This is a genomic window from Microbacterium sp. 71-23 (assembly GCF_001897265.1).
In the GTDB taxonomy this organism is placed as follows: Bacteria; Actinomycetota; Actinomycetes; order Actinomycetales; family Microbacteriaceae; genus Microbacterium; species Microbacterium ginsengisoli.
The window spans coordinates 32,269-46,157 of record NZ_MKSL01000011.1 but is presented as its reverse complement, the minus strand read 5'-3'; the positions used below and the strand labels follow the sequence as shown (position 1 = coordinate 46,157).

Here is a 13,889-nt window from a genome sequence, read left to right as displayed (position 1 = left end):
CTGTCGGGGGCACGAGTGGGCGGGCACGGGTGGGCGGGCACGGGTGGGCGGGCACGGGTGGGCGGGCACGGGTGGGCGGGCACGGGTGGGTGGGCACGGGTTCAGATGACGCCTCCGCCGCTGGCCAGCACGCCGAGGATCATCGGCGCCACCCCCAGCAGGAGGAAGGCGGGCAGCGTGCACACCCCGAGGGGCAGCAGCAGCGCCGACCCCAGCCGCGCCGCGCGCTCCCGCCCGTCCGTGCGGGCGAGGCGTCGCTGACGCGCGGCCTGCGCGCGCAGCAGCTCCGCGGCCGGCACGCCCGCGCGCATGGACAGCTCGAGCGCCCGCACGGTCTCGACGGTGACCGGATGCCCCGCCTCGGCCGCCGCGCGCCGTGCAGCATCGAGCGATGTGCCGCCCGACAGCGCGATGGCGACGAGGTCGGCGTCGATGCCGGCCACCCCGGCAGCCGGCTGCGCGCGGGCGACGAGGCGCCGTGTCCAGCGGCGGGCGAGGAGCATCAGCGCGACACCGGCGAGGAGGCACGCGATGCCGATCGGCGAGCGCACGACAGCGGACAGGTCGAATCCGAGAGTAAGGGACAGCAGCACGGCGACGGCGGGCAGCCATGCCACCAGCCGCGCGGTCGCGACCGGTTCCGCCAGGGCCACCGCGATCTCGTCGCGCACCTCGTCGGCGTCGCGCACCGCCGTCGCGGCATCGCGCAGTGTGACCGCGAGCGGCGCGCCCACCGTGATGGCAACCTGCCACACCGCGGCGAGCGGCGCCCACTGGTCTCCGAGTCGCGCCAGCGCGACGGCGCGGTCGCCACCGTCGGTGAGCGGTGCGAGATCGCGCGCGCCCGCAGCGACGATGTGCTCCCACGCTCGATCGGGGGTCACGCCCGCTTGCAGCAGCACCGCGAGCTGCAGGGCGACATCGGCGGACGAGGACATCGAATCGGGAGCGCGGCGCCGGGAGCCACCGCGCACGGCGCCGATCATGCGACGGGCTCCGCCTCGACGCGCAGTCGCCCCGCCTGGAGGACCGGCACACCCACGGCCCCGACACGGCGGCGGCCCGCGGCATCCCGTTCGAGGAAGACCACCGCATCGATCGAGCTCGCGACCTGTCTCGCGAGCGCCGCGTCGTCGAGTCCGGCGAGAGCACCCAGCGCCTCGAGTCGGGCGGCGACGTCGCCGATGCCGTTGGCGTGCACGGTGCCCGCGCCGCCGTCGTGGCCGGTGTTGAGCGCCGTGAGCAGTTCTCGCACCTCGGCTCCGCGACACTCGCCCACGACCAGCCGATCGGGCCGCATGCGCAGCGCCTCGCGCACCAGTCGGTCGAGACCGATCGCACCGGCGCCCTCGAGATTGGCCTGCCGGGATTCCAGGCGAACGTGATGCGGGTGCTCGAAGGAGAGCTCGGCGACATCCTCGATCGTGACGATACGTTCGGTCACCGGTACGGCCGCCAGCATCGCGGCGAGCAGTGTCGTCTTACCGCTCCCCGCGGCGCCCGCGATGAGCACGTTGCGGCGGTGAGCGACGAGATCGTCGAGCCGAGACCGCTGCGCGGGGCCGAACATCCCGCCACGCTGGAGATCGTCGAGGGTGGGCGACTCGAACCGTCGCGCCCGGATCGAGACCACCGCGCCGTCGACAGCGAGCGGTGGCAGTACGGCATGCACGCGCAGACCGCCGGCGACGCGCACATCGATGCAGGGCGTCGCGTCGTCGATGTGACGACCGCCCAACGCGATGAGATGCACGGCAAGTGCACGGGCGTCCTCGGCGCTGAGTCGCACCCCCTTCTCGTGCACGGCGCCATCGCCACGATCGACGAAGACCCCGTCGCCGCCGTTGACGAAAACGTCGGTCACGGCAGGGTCGGCGATCAGCGGCGCCAGCACCCCGAACTGCGCGATCGGGCGCCCGGGCGCCAGGTCAGCGGATGCCATGGGTGCCGCGGACGAGGGCCGGGCGACGAAGAGCTGCTGCACACCGGCGACGTTAGAAAGACGCGGATGCCGCGGCATCCTGCCCGCTCGCATCGGTGGAGCATCGAGCGATCCCGAGTCGGCCGCCGCGCCTGGGGAGGAATCCGGGGGGATGTGAGACGCAACATCGCCGCCCTTCGGGTAAAAGGCGGCGATGTCCTGGCGGGAGGCGGCGCCCTGGGGGAAGGGCGCCGCCTCGCACGCCACCTTGCATTGGGGGTTGCGGGTGACATGCAGAACGCGCGAACGCGTTCCGAAGCACACCTTACGCAACCTCAGGCATCGTGCCAAACCCGGGCGCCCCGCAACCTCGCGCAACGTTCGGCACCCGAGCGTGTCGCGGCGCGGTGCTATACACAATGTGGACCTTCGTCCCTCTCGACGGCACGCAAAGGAGCGAGCAATGAGTCAGATCGACAGCCTTCTTCACGAGGACCGGCACTTCGCGCCCGCCGCTTCCTTCCGCGCCCAGGCCGTGGGCACCGCGGAGCTCTACGAACGCGCCGCAGCCGACCGCGAGGGCTTCTGGGCCGAGCAGGCGCGGGAGCTCGTGCACTGGCACCGCCCCTTCACGCAGGTGCTCGACTGGACCAACCCGCCGTTCGCGGAATGGTTCGCCGACGGCGAGCTGAACGTCGCCTACAACTGCCTCGACCGGCATGTCGAGGCAGGCAACGGCGCCCGCGTCGCCCTCTATTGGGAAGGCGAGCCGGGAGACTCCCGCCAGGTGACGTACGCCGAGCTCACCGACGAGGTCAAGCGACTCGCCAACGTGCTCGGCGACCTCGGCATCGGCCGCGGCGACCGCGTCGCGATCTACCTGCCGATGATTCCAGAGGCGGTCGCGGCCATGCTCGCGGTCGCCCGCGTGGGAGCGATCCACTCCGTGGTGTTCGGCGGGTTCTCCGCCGACAGCCTGCGCGCCCGCATCGACGACGCCGGAGCAAAGCTCGTGATCACCGCCGACGGCGGCTGGCGCAAGGGCAAGGTCTCACCGCTGAAGCCCGCCGTCGACCAGGCACTCGCCGACCGCGGATCCGGGGCGCAGGAGACCGTCGAGCACGTGCTCGTCGTCAAGCGCGGCGACAATCCCGTCGACTGGGCCGAAGGGCGCGACATCTGGTGGCATGAGGCCGTGCCCGCGGCATCCGCCGATCATGAGGCGCAGCCGTTCCCCGCCGAGAACCCGCTGTTCATCCTCTACACGTCGGGTACCACCGGGAAGCCGAAGGGCATCCTGCACACGTCGGGCGGGTACCTCACGCAGGCGACCTTCACCAACAAGGTCGTGCACGACATCCACCCCGAGACGGATGTCTACTGGTGCACCGCCGACATCGGCTGGATCACAGGCCACTCCTACGTCACGTACGGTCCGCTCTCCAACGGCGCGTCGCAGGTGCTCTACGAAGGAACTCCCGAATCACCCGAGCCCGGCCGCTGGTGGGCGCTGGTCGAGAAGTACAAGGTGAGCGTGCTCTACACGGCGCCCACCGCCATCCGCTCGTTCATGAAGCAGGGCCGGCAGATCCCCCAGCAGTACGACCTGTCGAGCATCCGGGTGCTCGGGTCGGTGGGCGAACCCATCAACCCCGAGGCTTGGATCTGGTACCGCGAGATCATCGGCGCTGACGAGGCCCCGATCGTCGACACGTGGTGGCAGACCGAGACCGGGGCCATCATGATCTCCGCACTGCCCGGCGTCACCGAGACCAAGCCCGGTTCGGCGCAGGTGCCGATCCCCGGCGTCTCGATCGACGTCGTCGACGAGAGCGGCGCCCACGTCGGCAACGGCAACGGCGGACTGCTCGTGATCACCGAGCCGTGGCCGTCGATGCTGCGCGGCATCTGGGGCGACCCCGAGCGGTTCGTCGAGACCTACTGGGAGAAGTTCGCCGACCAGGGGTACTACTTCGCGGGAGACGGCGCGCGCCTCGACGACGACGGCGACATCTGGCTGCTCGGCCGTGTCGACGACGTGATGAACGTCTCGGGCCACCGGCTCTCCACCGCCGAGATCGAGTCGGCTCTGGTCGCGAACGAGGCCGTCGCCGAGGCTGCGGTCGTCGGAGCGAGCGACGAGACCACCGGCCAGGCTGTCGTCGCATTCGTCATCATCAAGGAGAACTACCTCAAACAGCACTCCCCCGATGGGCTCGCCGGCACACTGCGCGGGTGGGTGGGCGAGCAGATCGGTCCGATCGCGCGCCCGCGTGACGTCTACATCGTGGGCGAGCTGCCCAAGACCCGTTCCGGCAAGATCATGCGCCGTCTGCTCCGGGATGTCGCGGAGGGCCGCGAGGTCGGCGACACCACGACGCTCGCCGACACGGCGGTGATGAGCGTCATCTCGGCGCAGGTGCGCTGACACGCCCTATATAGAGGAGGGGTCGGCGCACAGGCGCCGACCCCTCCTCTCGCGTGTGCGCTCAGGCGAGAGTGAAGACGACCTCGACCTCGACAGGCGAGTCGAGCGGGAGCACGGGAACACCGACGGCGGATCGCGCGTGGCGGCCGGCCTCACCGAACACCTCGCCGAGCAGCTCGCTCGCTCCGTTGATGACGCCCGGCTGGCCGGTGAACTCCGGCACCGACGCAACGAAGCCGGTGACCTTCAGCACACCCGTGAGCTTGTCGACTCCCCCCACGACCGCTGCCGCGGCGGCGATCGCGTTCAACGCGGACTGGCGGGCATAGGAGGCCGCATCTGACGCCGGCACGAGGCCGTGGCCGTCTCCGACTTTGCCGGTGGCCGGCAGCGCACCCGACACGAACGGCAGCTGACCGGCCGTGTAGACGAGGTCGCCGTGCACCTTGGCGGGCACGTAGGCCGCCACCGGAGGGACGACCTCCGGCAGCTCGAGTCCGAGCTCGGCGAGGCGGGCACTGATGGTCATCGGTCTTCTCCTTCGAAACGCTGCGCGGCCTCGGCGGCGGCCGCGAGTCCCACGTTGGCTGCGGCATCCGTCGTCACGGGCCGCTTGAAGTAGGCGACGAGGCCCCCCTCGGGTCCCGTCACCACCTGAACGAGCTCCCACCCATGCTTGCCCCAGTTGTTGAGGATCGCGGCGGTGTTGTGGATCAGCAGGGGCGTGGTGAGGTACTCCCACGTGGTCATGAGGCTCCGTCGGGTCGTGGTCGGGCGCGCACGGGCGCGGGCCTGCAAGGCTTCGCCCAGCATCCTGGCTTACGATCAAGCCTATGCCTGCATCGAAAACCACGGGTGGTGGTCTGCTTGCCGGACTCGCCGGACTGATCGGACTCAGCGCCGTCGCTGGAGTCCTCATCGCCGCCACGGTCACCCCCGCGATCGCGGTCACCTCGGCCACCGCATCGGGTGCGATCAACATGTTCGAGGATCTCCCGTCGAACCTCGACATCCAGACCCTGATGCAGCCGACGGTCTTCTACGCGAAGGACCCGTCGACTGGCCAGTACACCGAGATGACCTCGTACTACACCCAGAACCGCACGCCGGTGACGTACGACGAGGTGGCGCCGGTGATGTACCAGGCGATCCTCTCGAGCGAGGACCCGCGGTACTACGAGCACGGCGGGATCGACCTGATCGGCACCACGCGCGCGCTGCTCTCGAACATCCAGGGCAACAACGTGCAGGGTGGATCCTCGATCAGCCAGCAGTACGTGAAGAACGTGCTCGTGCAGAACTGCTACTCGACGGCGACGAACGACGCCGATGTGCAGAAGTGCTACAACGACGCCACCAACTCGTCGGGCGGCAGCGGCATCCAGCGCAAGCTGCAGGAGATGCGCTACGCCATCGCACTCGAGCAGAAGTATTCCAAGAACGACATCCTCGTCGGCTACCTGAACATCTCGAACTTCGGCGGGCAGACGTACGGTATCGAGGCGGCAGCCGAGCGCTACTTCGGCGTGCACGCCAAAGACCTGAACCTCGAGCAGGCGGCGACCCTCGCGGGCATGGTGCAGAATCCGAACACCTACCGCATCGACCAGCCCGCCAGCACGACCAACGGCGACGCAAACCACTACGCGCTCACCAAGCAGCGGCAGACCTACGTTCTCGACCGCATGCTGATCGACGGCAAGATCTCGCAGGCCGATCACGACAAGGCCGTGTCCGACCCGATCATCCCCACGATCACCACCCCGAAGACGGGATGCGCGGCGAGTTCCGCGCCCTACTTCTGCAAGTACGTGCAAGACGTCGTCTCCAACGACCCGGCGTTCGGCTCCACCCCCGAGGAGCGCGCCGCGAAGCTGCAGAAGGGTGGCCTGAAGATCTACACCACGATCGACATGAACCTGCAGAACTCCGCGCAGGGCTCGATGTCGAAGTACGTGCCGGCGACGATGGCCGGCATCGACCTCGGGTCGACGTCGGTCACGATCGAGCCGTCCACGGGACGCGTGCTCTCGATCACGCAGAACACGAACTACAGCGAATCCGATTCGGCCGGATCAACGCCCGGCACTTCCAGCCTCGTCTACGCCGGAAACTCGACGTATGGCAAGTCGGGCGGATTCCCCGCGGGCTCGACCTTCAAGATCTTCACCCTGGTCTCCTGGCTCGAAGCGGGGAACTCGGTCAATCAGGTCATCGACGGCCGCAACCGGGTGTTCAAGAACATCCCCACCTGCAACGGCACCTGGACCAACGCGAACAACGAGACGATCGGAAACTTCGAGGGCCAGGGCATGATCGGCACGCCGATGCAGTTCACGGCCGCGTCGATCAACTCGGGCTTCCTCGCGATGGCCTCGAAGATCGGGCTGTGCCCGATCGCGCAGACTGTCGCCAAGATGGGCGTCACATTCGGCAACGGCAAGCCGATTCCGATGGACTACGGCACCGAGGTCATCGGCGTCGACAACGTGTCGCCGATGGCGATGGCCGAGGCGTTCGCGACCGTCGCGAACAACGGCATCTACTGCAGCCCGACGGTCATCGACAAGGTGACGGATGCCTCGGGCACCGAGCTCGCCAAGCCTGCCTCCAACTGCTCCCAGGTCATCGACCCGAATGTCGCGGCCACCGCGGCCTACGCCCTGCAGGGCGTGATGCGCGGAGGAACCGGTACGGGCGGAAATCCGTACGACGGCACCCCGCTGCTCGGCAAGACGGGTACGAACGAGCAGACGCACACGTGGCTGATCGAGTCGTCGACCAAGGCGACGACAGCGGTGTGGGTCGGCAACGCGAACGGCTTCTCGAACCTCTTCCACCTTTCGACCGGCGGAAGGCAGCTCTCCAACCTGCGCTACGTCCTGGCGAAGGAGATTCAGGGCGCGGCCGACAAACTCTACGGCGGCGACGCCTTCCCGGCGCCCGACCCCAACCTCACGAAGCAGGTCATGTCGACACTGCCGAACGTGGTGGGTCTGACGGTCGACCAGGCCACGCAGCAGCTGCAGACCGCCGGCTTCAACGTGCAGACCGGCACCCCGGTGGACTCGACGGTCGCCGCCGGCCTCGTCGCCCAGCAGGATCCGGCCGCGGGCCAGGTCGCCGGAGGCACCACCGTGACGCTGTCGCCGAGCACCGGCAACGCACCCGCGGTTCCGATTCCAGGGGTGAGCGGACAGTCGCCGTCGCAGGCGCAGGCGACGCTGAGCAGCGCGGGCTTCACAAACGTGAGTTTCGCGAACCCGGCCATCTGCTCCACGCCGAACGCCAAGGCGAGCGGCACCAGCCCCGGCGCCGGCCAGTCGGCACGCCCGAGTGACCCGATCGCGATCACCTGCACCCCCGCCAGCGGCGGCGGATCGGGTGGCGGCGGCTCGGGTGGCGGCGGCTCCGGCGGCACCGGCAGCGGATGACGCCGACCACCACCCGCACTGCCCTGATCGCGCTCGGCGCGGTCGGGGCAGCGGGCGCCGCCGCGGCGGTGTGGGGAACGAGCGTCGAGCGTTTCCTGTTCACCGTTCGCACGCACACGGTGGCGATCCTGCCGCCGGGAGCGCCGGCGATCCGCGTCCTGCACCTGTCCGACCTGCACATGGCACCGTGGCAGCGTGCCAAGCAGAGGTGGGTCGCGGGTCTCGACGATCTGCGCCCGGATCTCATCGTGAACACGGGTGACAACCTGGGCCATCCCGAGGGCCTCGATGGCGTGCGTGCTGCTCTGTCGGCGTTCGGCGGAATCCCCGGCGTGTTCGTGCACGGGTCGAACGATGTCCACGCCCCTGCGCCGCGCAACCCGTTCCGATACTTCACGGGGCCCTCGAAACGCCATGTACGGGAGGAGCGCATCGACACCGATGCCCTTGATCGCTTCCTGCGTGACGACCTGGGCTGGCAGGACCTCAACAACGCCGCCTCGAGCATCGACGTGGCGGGGCTTCGCGTCGACGCGTTCGGTGTCGACGACGCACATCGACACTGGGACGACCTCGCCGCGCTCCCCCCGCTGCGCGAGGCGCAGCGCACCGCGGGAGTCGCCGACCTGACCCTCGGCGTCACCCACGCGCCCTATCGTCGCGTGCTCGACGTGTTCGACGACCTCGGTGCCGACGCGATCTTCGCGGGCCACACGCACGGCGGACAGGTGCGCATCCCGTTCGCCAAGAACGCCCTCGTCGCCAACTGCGACATCCCCCTCGACCAGGCGCGCGGCCTCAGCGCCTGGACGCATCACGGCCGCACGGTTCCCCTGAACGTGAGCGCCGGACTCGGCCAGTCGATCTACGCGCCGGTGAGATTCGGATGCCGCCCCGAGGCCTCGCTGCTCACTCTCGTGCCCGCGCCCGATTCGTCGCAGGCCGCGGCGACGGGGTAGACTCGGAGGGTTGCCACGGGGTGTGGCGCAGCTTGGTAGCGCGCGTCGTTCGGGACGACGAGGCCGCAGGTTCAAATCCTGTCACCCCGACTGCAGAGGGCTCCGCCGGAATGACGGAGCCCTCGTCATATCCAGAAACGGAGACCACATGTCCGCGCCCCGGCTCGTCGCCTTCGATCTCGATGACACTCTCGCGCCCTCGAAGAGCGCGATCGATCCGCGCATCGGCGATCTGCTCGTCGCCCTCGCCCAGCGTGTGGAGGTCGCGATCATCTCGGGCGGCCAGCTGGGCCAGTTCCGCGCGCAGGTGGTCGAGAAGCTGCCGGATGCCGCGTCGACGGTGTTCGATCGCTTCCACCTGATGCCCACCTGCGGCACCCAGTACTACCGGTTGAACGCCGACGGCATCGAGACGATCTACGCCCACGCGCTGAGCGACGATGAGAAGTCTCGGGCGCTGGCGGCGGTGCAGGAGGAGGCGGAGCGTCTCGGCCTGTGGGAGGCGGAGCCCTGGGGCCCGATTCTCGAGGACCGCGGCTCGCAGATCACGTTCTCCGCCCTCGGACAGCAGGCTCCCCTCGACGCGAAGATGGCGTGGGATCCGACCGGCGAGAAGAAGAATGCGCTGCGCGAGGCCGTCGCCGCCCGCATCCCCGATCTCGAGGTGCGTTCGGGCGGCTCGACGTCCGTCGACATCACCCATCGCGGCATCGACAAGGCCTACGGCATGGCGCAGCTCGCGACGCAGACCGGCATCTCGCTCGATGAGATGCTGTTCGTCGGCGACCGACTCGACCCGGACGGCAACGACTACCCGGTGCTCGCCCTCGGCGTCGCCTGCCAGGCGGTCGAGGGCTGGGAGGACACCGCCGTGTTCCTCGAGCAACTCATCCCCACCCTCCCCGACGCGCGCTGACGCTCCCGCCGCGCTCACCCCGGCGCCACGGCGACCGCCCTCGCCGTCCCCGGGCGGCGCTACGCTGACGACGTGACCGCTCTCGCCTGGGTTCTGACCGTCGCCGGCGTCGTGAGCGCCGCCTGCTGGGTGCTGTCGCTGATCACGAAAGACACCTCGTGGGTCGACCGCATCTGGTCGGTCGTCCCGGTCGTCTACGTGTGGATCTTCGCGGGCTTCGCGCTCGGCACCGGCGTCGACGCCACGCGTCTCGTCGTGATGGCTGTGCTCGTCACCCTCTGGGGCGCTCGCCTCACGTTCAACTTCGCCCGCAAGGGCGGCTACACCGGCATGGAGGACTACCGGTGGGCGATCCTTCGGGCGCGCATGTCGCCGGGCCAGTTCCAGGCGTTCAACCTGTTCTTCATCGTCCTGTACCAGAACGCTCTGCTCGTGCTCATCACCCTTCCGGCCGTCGTCGCCCTCGCGTTCCCCGCACCGTTCACCGGGTGGGATGCCGCGTGGTCGCTGCTGTTCCTGCTGTTCCTCGTGGGCGAGTTCACCGCCGACCAGCAGCAGTGGAAATTCCACCAGCGCAAGCGCGCCGCGGGCGGCACCCTGTCCCCCGGCTTCGTCGACACCGGCCTCTTCCGCTACAGCCGCCACCCCAACTTCTTCTGCGAGCAGGCCCAGTGGTGGATGCTATATCTGCTCGGCGCGACGGCGGCCGCGGCATCCGGAGTCTCGTTCTGGGGCGGCGCGCTCAACTGGTCGATCATCGGAGCGGCGCTGCTGACGGTGCTGTTCATCGGGTCGACCGTGTTCACCGAGTCGATCACGTCGGAGAAGTACCCGGCGTACGCCGACTACCGCCGGCGCACCTCGATGCTTGTGCCGTGGCCGCCGCGGCGGGCGTCAGCCGAGCAGCCCGCCTGACTCGCGCAGATAGCACTCCGCGCACATCGACTCGTAGGTGACCCGCTCGCTCGACAGCTCGTCGATCGCAACCTGATCGCCGTCGAACACGAACCGGCCGCCGACCAGCCGCGCGTTGAACAGCGCCTTGCGGCCGCAGCGGCAGATGGTCTTCAGCTCCTCCAGGCTGTGGGCGAGCTCCATCAGACGCCGCGACCCCGGGAACGCGTGCGTCTGGAAGTCGGTGCGGATGCCGTAGGCGAGCACCGGCACGCCGTCGAGCACCACGATGCGCAGCAGATCGTCGACCTGCTCCCGCGTGAGGAACTGCGCCTCGTCGATCATCAGGCACGCCACATCGCGGTTCTCGGGCACCAGGGTCGACTCGGCCTCGGCGTGCACGCGCGCGCGGTGCTGCGCGAAGATCGCCCGGATGTCGTCCTCCGGCCGCACGAGGAAGTCGACCGGGCGGGTGACGCCCAGACGGCTCGAGATGCGGTCGGCGTCCTTCGTGTCGATCTCGGGCTTGGCCAGCAGCACGGTCTGGCCGCGCTCCTCATAGTTGTAGGCGGCTTGCAGCAGCGCCGTCGACTTTCCGGAGTTCATCGCTCCGTAGCGGAAGTAGAGCTTCGCCACGCCCGCGTCAGACCGAGATGGACAGGTCGCCGGCCGTGCGCGCGAGAGTCTCGCGCGCGAGCTCCGGCTTGTCGTTCAGCGTCTCGCCGTAGGTCGGGATCAGCTCGGTGAGCTTCGGCTGCCATCCGGCGATGCGGTCGGGGAAGCACGTCTTCAGCAGGTTCAGCATGATCGCGACCGCCGTCGAGGCGCCGGGCGATGCCCCCAGCAGGCCCGCGATCGAGCCGTCGCCGGCCGAGACCACCTCGGTGCCGAACTGCAGCTTGCCGCCGACCATCACCTGCGCGCGCTGGCCCGCGTTCAGCAACTCCCAGTCCTTCGCGTCGGCGGTGGGCATGAACGCCTGCAGGCTCTTCATCTTGCCCTTGTGCGTCTTCAGCAGCTCGCTGACCAGGTACTTCACGAGGTCGAGGTTCGTCGCGCCCACCTTCAGCATGCTGAACAGGTTCGACGGACGCACCTGGGCGACGATGTCCCAGCGGGACCCGGTCTTCAGGAACTTGGGGCTGAACGTCGCGAACGGGCCGAACAGCAGGGAGGTCTCGCCGTCGACGACGCGGGTGTCGAGGTGCGGCACCGACATCGGCGGGGCGCCCACCGACGCCTGCGAGTAGACCTTCGCGCGGTGCTTCGCGACCACGTCGGGGTTGCTCGTCTTCAGCCACTGGCCCCCGATGGGGAACACGCCGTATCCCTTGATCTCGGGGATGCCCGACTTCTGCAGCAGCTTGATCGCCCAGCCGCCGGCGCCGACGAACACGAACCGCGCGTTCACCCGCGCCGGAGCACGCCCGACCGTGTGGCGGTAGTCGATGCGCCACGTGCCGTCGGCGAGCTTCTTCAGGTTGCGCACCTCGCGGCCCGTGAGGATGTCGGCGCCCCGCGCCGCCATGCCGTCGAATAGCTGCCGCGTCAGCGAGCCGAAGTCGACGTCGGTGCCGGCCTCGACGCGCGTCGCCGCGAACGGCTCGTCGGCCTTCAGCCGCTTGTCCATGAGCAGCGGGGCCCACTGGTTGATGACGCGCGAGTCGTCGCTGAACTGGATCGTCGAGAACAGCGGCTGCTGCTTCAGCGACTCATACCGGTGACGGAGGTAGGAGACATCCTTCTCGCCGCGCACGAAGGTCATGTGGGGGGTCGCGTTGATGAACGTCGACGGCTCATCGAGGATGCCCTGGTCGATCAGCGACGACCAGAACTGACGGCTCAGCTGGAACTGCTCGTTGATCGAGACCGCCTTCGCCGGGTCGACGGAACCGTCGGCCGCCTGCGGCATGTAGTTCAGCTCGCAGAGCGCGGCGTGCCCGGTGCCGGCGTTGTTCCACGCGTTGGAGCTCTCCTGGGCGACATCGCCCAGACGCTCGAACACCGCGATCTTCCAGTCGGGCTGCAGCTGCTGCAGGAAGGTGCCCAGCGTGGCACTCATGACTCCGCCGCCGATCAGGGCGACATCGAGGGTTTCGCTCACCGTTCGAGTCTAGTTCGCGCGCGCGACCCGCCCTCGCGCGAGGGCCTCGCCGGCCCGTGAAAGTCGGGCGTTCTTGACCGACGCGAAAGGGCCGGATGCCGCGGCATCCGGCCCTTCGAGGCGATCGGGCTCAGGCGGTGACCTGCAGCTTCGCGGCGACGAGCTCGGCGATCTGCACCGCGTTCAACGCGGCACCCTTGCGGAGGTTGTCGTTCGAGATGAAGAGCGCAAGACCCTTGCCCTCGGGCGCCGACTGGTCGGCGCGGATGCGACCCACGTAGCTGGGGTCGGTGCCGGCGGCCTGCAGCGGTGTCGGAACCTCCTCGAGACGCACACCGGGCGCGGCCGAGAGCAGCTCGCGCGCGCGCTCGGGTGTGATGTCACGGGCGAACTCGACGTTGATCGACAGCGAGTGACCGGTGAACACGGGCACGCGCACGCAGGTGCCGGCGACGCGCAGCTCGGGCAGCTCGAGGATCTTGCGGCTCTCGTTGCGGAGCTTCTTCTCCTCGTCGGTCTCGTTCAGACCGTCGTCGACGAGGTTGCCCGCGAACGGGATGACGTCGAACGCGATCGGGGCGACGTACTTCTCGGGCTCCGGGAAGTCGACGGATGCCCCGTTGTGCACGAGGTCGAGCGTGTGGCCCTGCGCGAGCACGCCCTCCACCTGGCCGAGCAGCTCGCGGGCGCCGGCGAGACCCGACCCCGAGACGGCCTGGTAGGTCGAGACGATGAGACGCTCGAGCCCGGCGTCGGCGTCGAGCACCTTCAGCACGGGCATCGCGGCCATGGTCGTGCAGTTGGGGTTCGCGATGATGCCCTTGACGGCCTCGTCGATGGCGTGCGGGTTGACCTCGCTGACGACGAGCGGCACTTCGGGGTCCATGCGCCAGGCGCTGGAGTTGTCGATGACGGTGGCGCCCGCTTCGGCGAACCGGGGCGCGTGGGCGCGGCTGCCGGTCGCACCCGCCGAGAAGAGGGCGATGTCGATGCCGGCCGGATCGGCGGTCGCGACATCCTCGATGACGACCGAGACACCCTGGTACTCGACCGACGTGCCGGCGCTGCGCGCCGTCGCGAACAGGCGAAGCTCGCGCACCGGGAAGGCGCGCTCGGCGAGGATCTCGCGCATCACCGTGCCGACCTGGCCAGTGGCGCCCACGACGGCGACGGTGAATCCGGAATCGGAGATGCGGGTCATGCGGGTACCTCGGGTGGGACGGGCGCGCGGAA

Annotated in this window: 12 protein-coding genes and 1 tRNA gene; 6 read left to right on the top strand and 7 right to left on the bottom strand. The window is 69.2% G+C overall.

Features of this window, described 5'->3' with window-relative positions; genetic code table 11:
• Positions 1 to 101: 101 nt before the first annotated feature.
• Both BGO15_RS02710 and BGO15_RS02705 read right to left on the bottom strand, forming a co-directional pair.
• Positions 102 to 986 carry a type II secretion system F family protein gene (locus tag BGO15_RS02710; RefSeq protein WP_235557427.1) on the bottom strand — a complete coding sequence of 295 codons (885 nt, stop codon included), beginning with the start codon at positions 984 to 986 and terminating at the stop codon, positions 102 to 104.
• Entirely contained in the window at positions 983 to 1,942 is a 960-nt protein-coding gene (locus BGO15_RS02705; protein WP_056210403.1) for a TadA family conjugal transfer-associated ATPase, read from the bottom strand. Before BGO15_RS02705 ends, BGO15_RS02710 begins: the two co-directional genes overlap by 4 nt.
• 442 nt (positions 1,943 to 2,384) lie before the next feature.
• Here BGO15_RS02705 and acs point away from each other — a divergent pair, with 442 nt between their 5' ends.
• Positions 2,385 to 4,349, top strand: coding sequence for an acetate--CoA ligase (gene acs, locus BGO15_RS02700; protein ID WP_056210059.1), 1,965 nt, complete (start codon positions 2,385 to 2,387; stop codon positions 4,347 to 4,349).
• A 61-nt stretch (positions 4,350 to 4,410) separates the two neighbouring features.
• On the opposite strand, the gene BGO15_RS02695 is transcribed toward acs, so the two are convergent.
• Together BGO15_RS02695 and sp36 are read right to left on the bottom strand one after the other, a co-directional pair.
• The gene (locus BGO15_RS02695; RefSeq protein WP_056210057.1) at positions 4,411 to 4,878 is read right to left on the bottom strand and encodes a RidA family protein; all 468 of its coding nucleotides are present in this window, start codon (positions 4,876 to 4,878) and stop codon (positions 4,411 to 4,413) included.
• Positions 4,875 to 5,099 (bottom strand): Sp36 family protein, encoded by a 225-nt coding sequence (gene sp36 / locus BGO15_RS02690; protein ID WP_056210056.1) that lies wholly within the window; start codon positions 5,097 to 5,099, stop codon positions 4,875 to 4,877. Before sp36 ends, BGO15_RS02695 begins: the two co-directional genes overlap by 4 nt.
• 83 nt (positions 5,100 to 5,182) lie before the next feature.
• On the opposite strand from sp36, the gene BGO15_RS02685 reads away from it, so the two are divergent.
• The 5 genes from BGO15_RS02685 (at position 5,183) to BGO15_RS02665 (ending at position 10,573) form a co-directional block, all read left to right on the top strand.
• A complete protein-coding gene (locus BGO15_RS02685; protein WP_056519216.1) occupies positions 5,183 to 7,783 on the top strand; it encodes a transglycosylase domain-containing protein in 2,601 nt (866 codons plus the stop codon).
• Positions 7,780 to 8,742, top strand: a complete 963-nt coding sequence (locus tag BGO15_RS02680) for a metallophosphoesterase (RefSeq protein ID WP_056210052.1) — start codon at positions 7,780 to 7,782, stop codon at positions 8,740 to 8,742. Before BGO15_RS02685 ends, BGO15_RS02680 begins: the two co-directional genes overlap by 4 nt.
• A 16-nt stretch (positions 8,743 to 8,758) precedes the next feature.
• A tRNA-Pro gene (locus BGO15_RS02675) sits at positions 8,759 to 8,832 on the top strand.
• Positions 8,833 to 8,890: 58 nt separating this feature from the next.
• Complete coding sequence (locus BGO15_RS02670) at positions 8,891 to 9,658, top strand: HAD-IIB family hydrolase (protein WP_045246331.1); 768 nt, start codon at positions 8,891 to 8,893, stop codon at positions 9,656 to 9,658.
• Between the two features lie 72 nt (positions 9,659 to 9,730).
• Positions 9,731 to 10,573 (top strand): DUF1295 domain-containing protein, encoded by an 843-nt coding sequence (locus BGO15_RS02665; protein ID WP_056210050.1) that lies wholly within the window; start codon positions 9,731 to 9,733, stop codon positions 10,571 to 10,573.
• Here the strand turns inward: BGO15_RS02665 and BGO15_RS02660 are convergent.
• The 3 genes from BGO15_RS02660 to BGO15_RS02650 form a co-directional block, all read right to left on the bottom strand.
• Complete coding sequence (locus tag BGO15_RS02660; protein WP_056210047.1) at positions 10,553 to 11,188, bottom strand: thymidine kinase; 636 nt, start codon at positions 11,186 to 11,188, stop codon at positions 10,553 to 10,555. The two genes, BGO15_RS02665 and BGO15_RS02660, sit on opposite strands and share 21 nt — an antisense overlap.
• A gap of 7 nt (positions 11,189 to 11,195) precedes the next feature.
• Positions 11,196 to 12,656, bottom strand: a complete 1,461-nt coding sequence (gene mqo, locus BGO15_RS02655; protein ID WP_056210045.1) for a malate dehydrogenase (quinone) — start codon at positions 12,654 to 12,656, stop codon at positions 11,196 to 11,198.
• 130 nt (positions 12,657 to 12,786) lie between these two features.
• On the bottom strand, positions 12,787 to 13,857 hold the full coding sequence (locus tag BGO15_RS02650) for an aspartate-semialdehyde dehydrogenase (RefSeq protein ID WP_056210043.1): 1,071 nt from the start codon (positions 13,855 to 13,857) through the stop codon (positions 12,787 to 12,789).
• Positions 13,858 to 13,889 lie beyond the last annotated feature (32 nt).

Bases quoted from the DNA above. Each gene is read 5' to 3' on its own strand.
- BGO15_RS02710 (WP_235557427.1), bottom strand. From the start codon at position 986: ATGATCGGCGCCGTGCGCGGTGGCTCCCGGCGCCGCGCTCCCGATTCG.
- BGO15_RS02705 (WP_056210403.1), bottom strand. From the start codon at position 1,942: ATGGCATCCGCTGACCTGGCGCCCGGGCGCCCGATCGCGCAGTTCGGG.
- acs (WP_056210059.1), top strand. From the start codon at position 2,385: ATGAGTCAGATCGACAGCCTTCTTCACGAGGACCGGCACTTCGCGCCC.
- BGO15_RS02695 (WP_056210057.1), bottom strand. From the start codon at position 4,878: ATGACCATCAGTGCCCGCCTCGCCGAGCTCGGACTCGAGCTGCCGGAG.
- sp36 (WP_056210056.1), bottom strand. From the start codon at position 5,099: ATGACCACGTGGGAGTACCTCACCACGCCCCTGCTGATCCACAACACC.
- BGO15_RS02685 (WP_056519216.1), top strand. From the start codon at position 5,183: ATGCCTGCATCGAAAACCACGGGTGGTGGTCTGCTTGCCGGACTCGCC.
- BGO15_RS02680 (WP_056210052.1), top strand. From the start codon at position 7,780: ATGACGCCGACCACCACCCGCACTGCCCTGATCGCGCTCGGCGCGGTC.
- BGO15_RS02670 (WP_045246331.1), top strand. From the start codon at position 8,891: ATGTCCGCGCCCCGGCTCGTCGCCTTCGATCTCGATGACACTCTCGCG.
- BGO15_RS02650 (WP_056210043.1), bottom strand. From the start codon at position 13,857: ATGACCCGCATCTCCGATTCCGGATTCACCGTCGCCGTCGTGGGCGCC.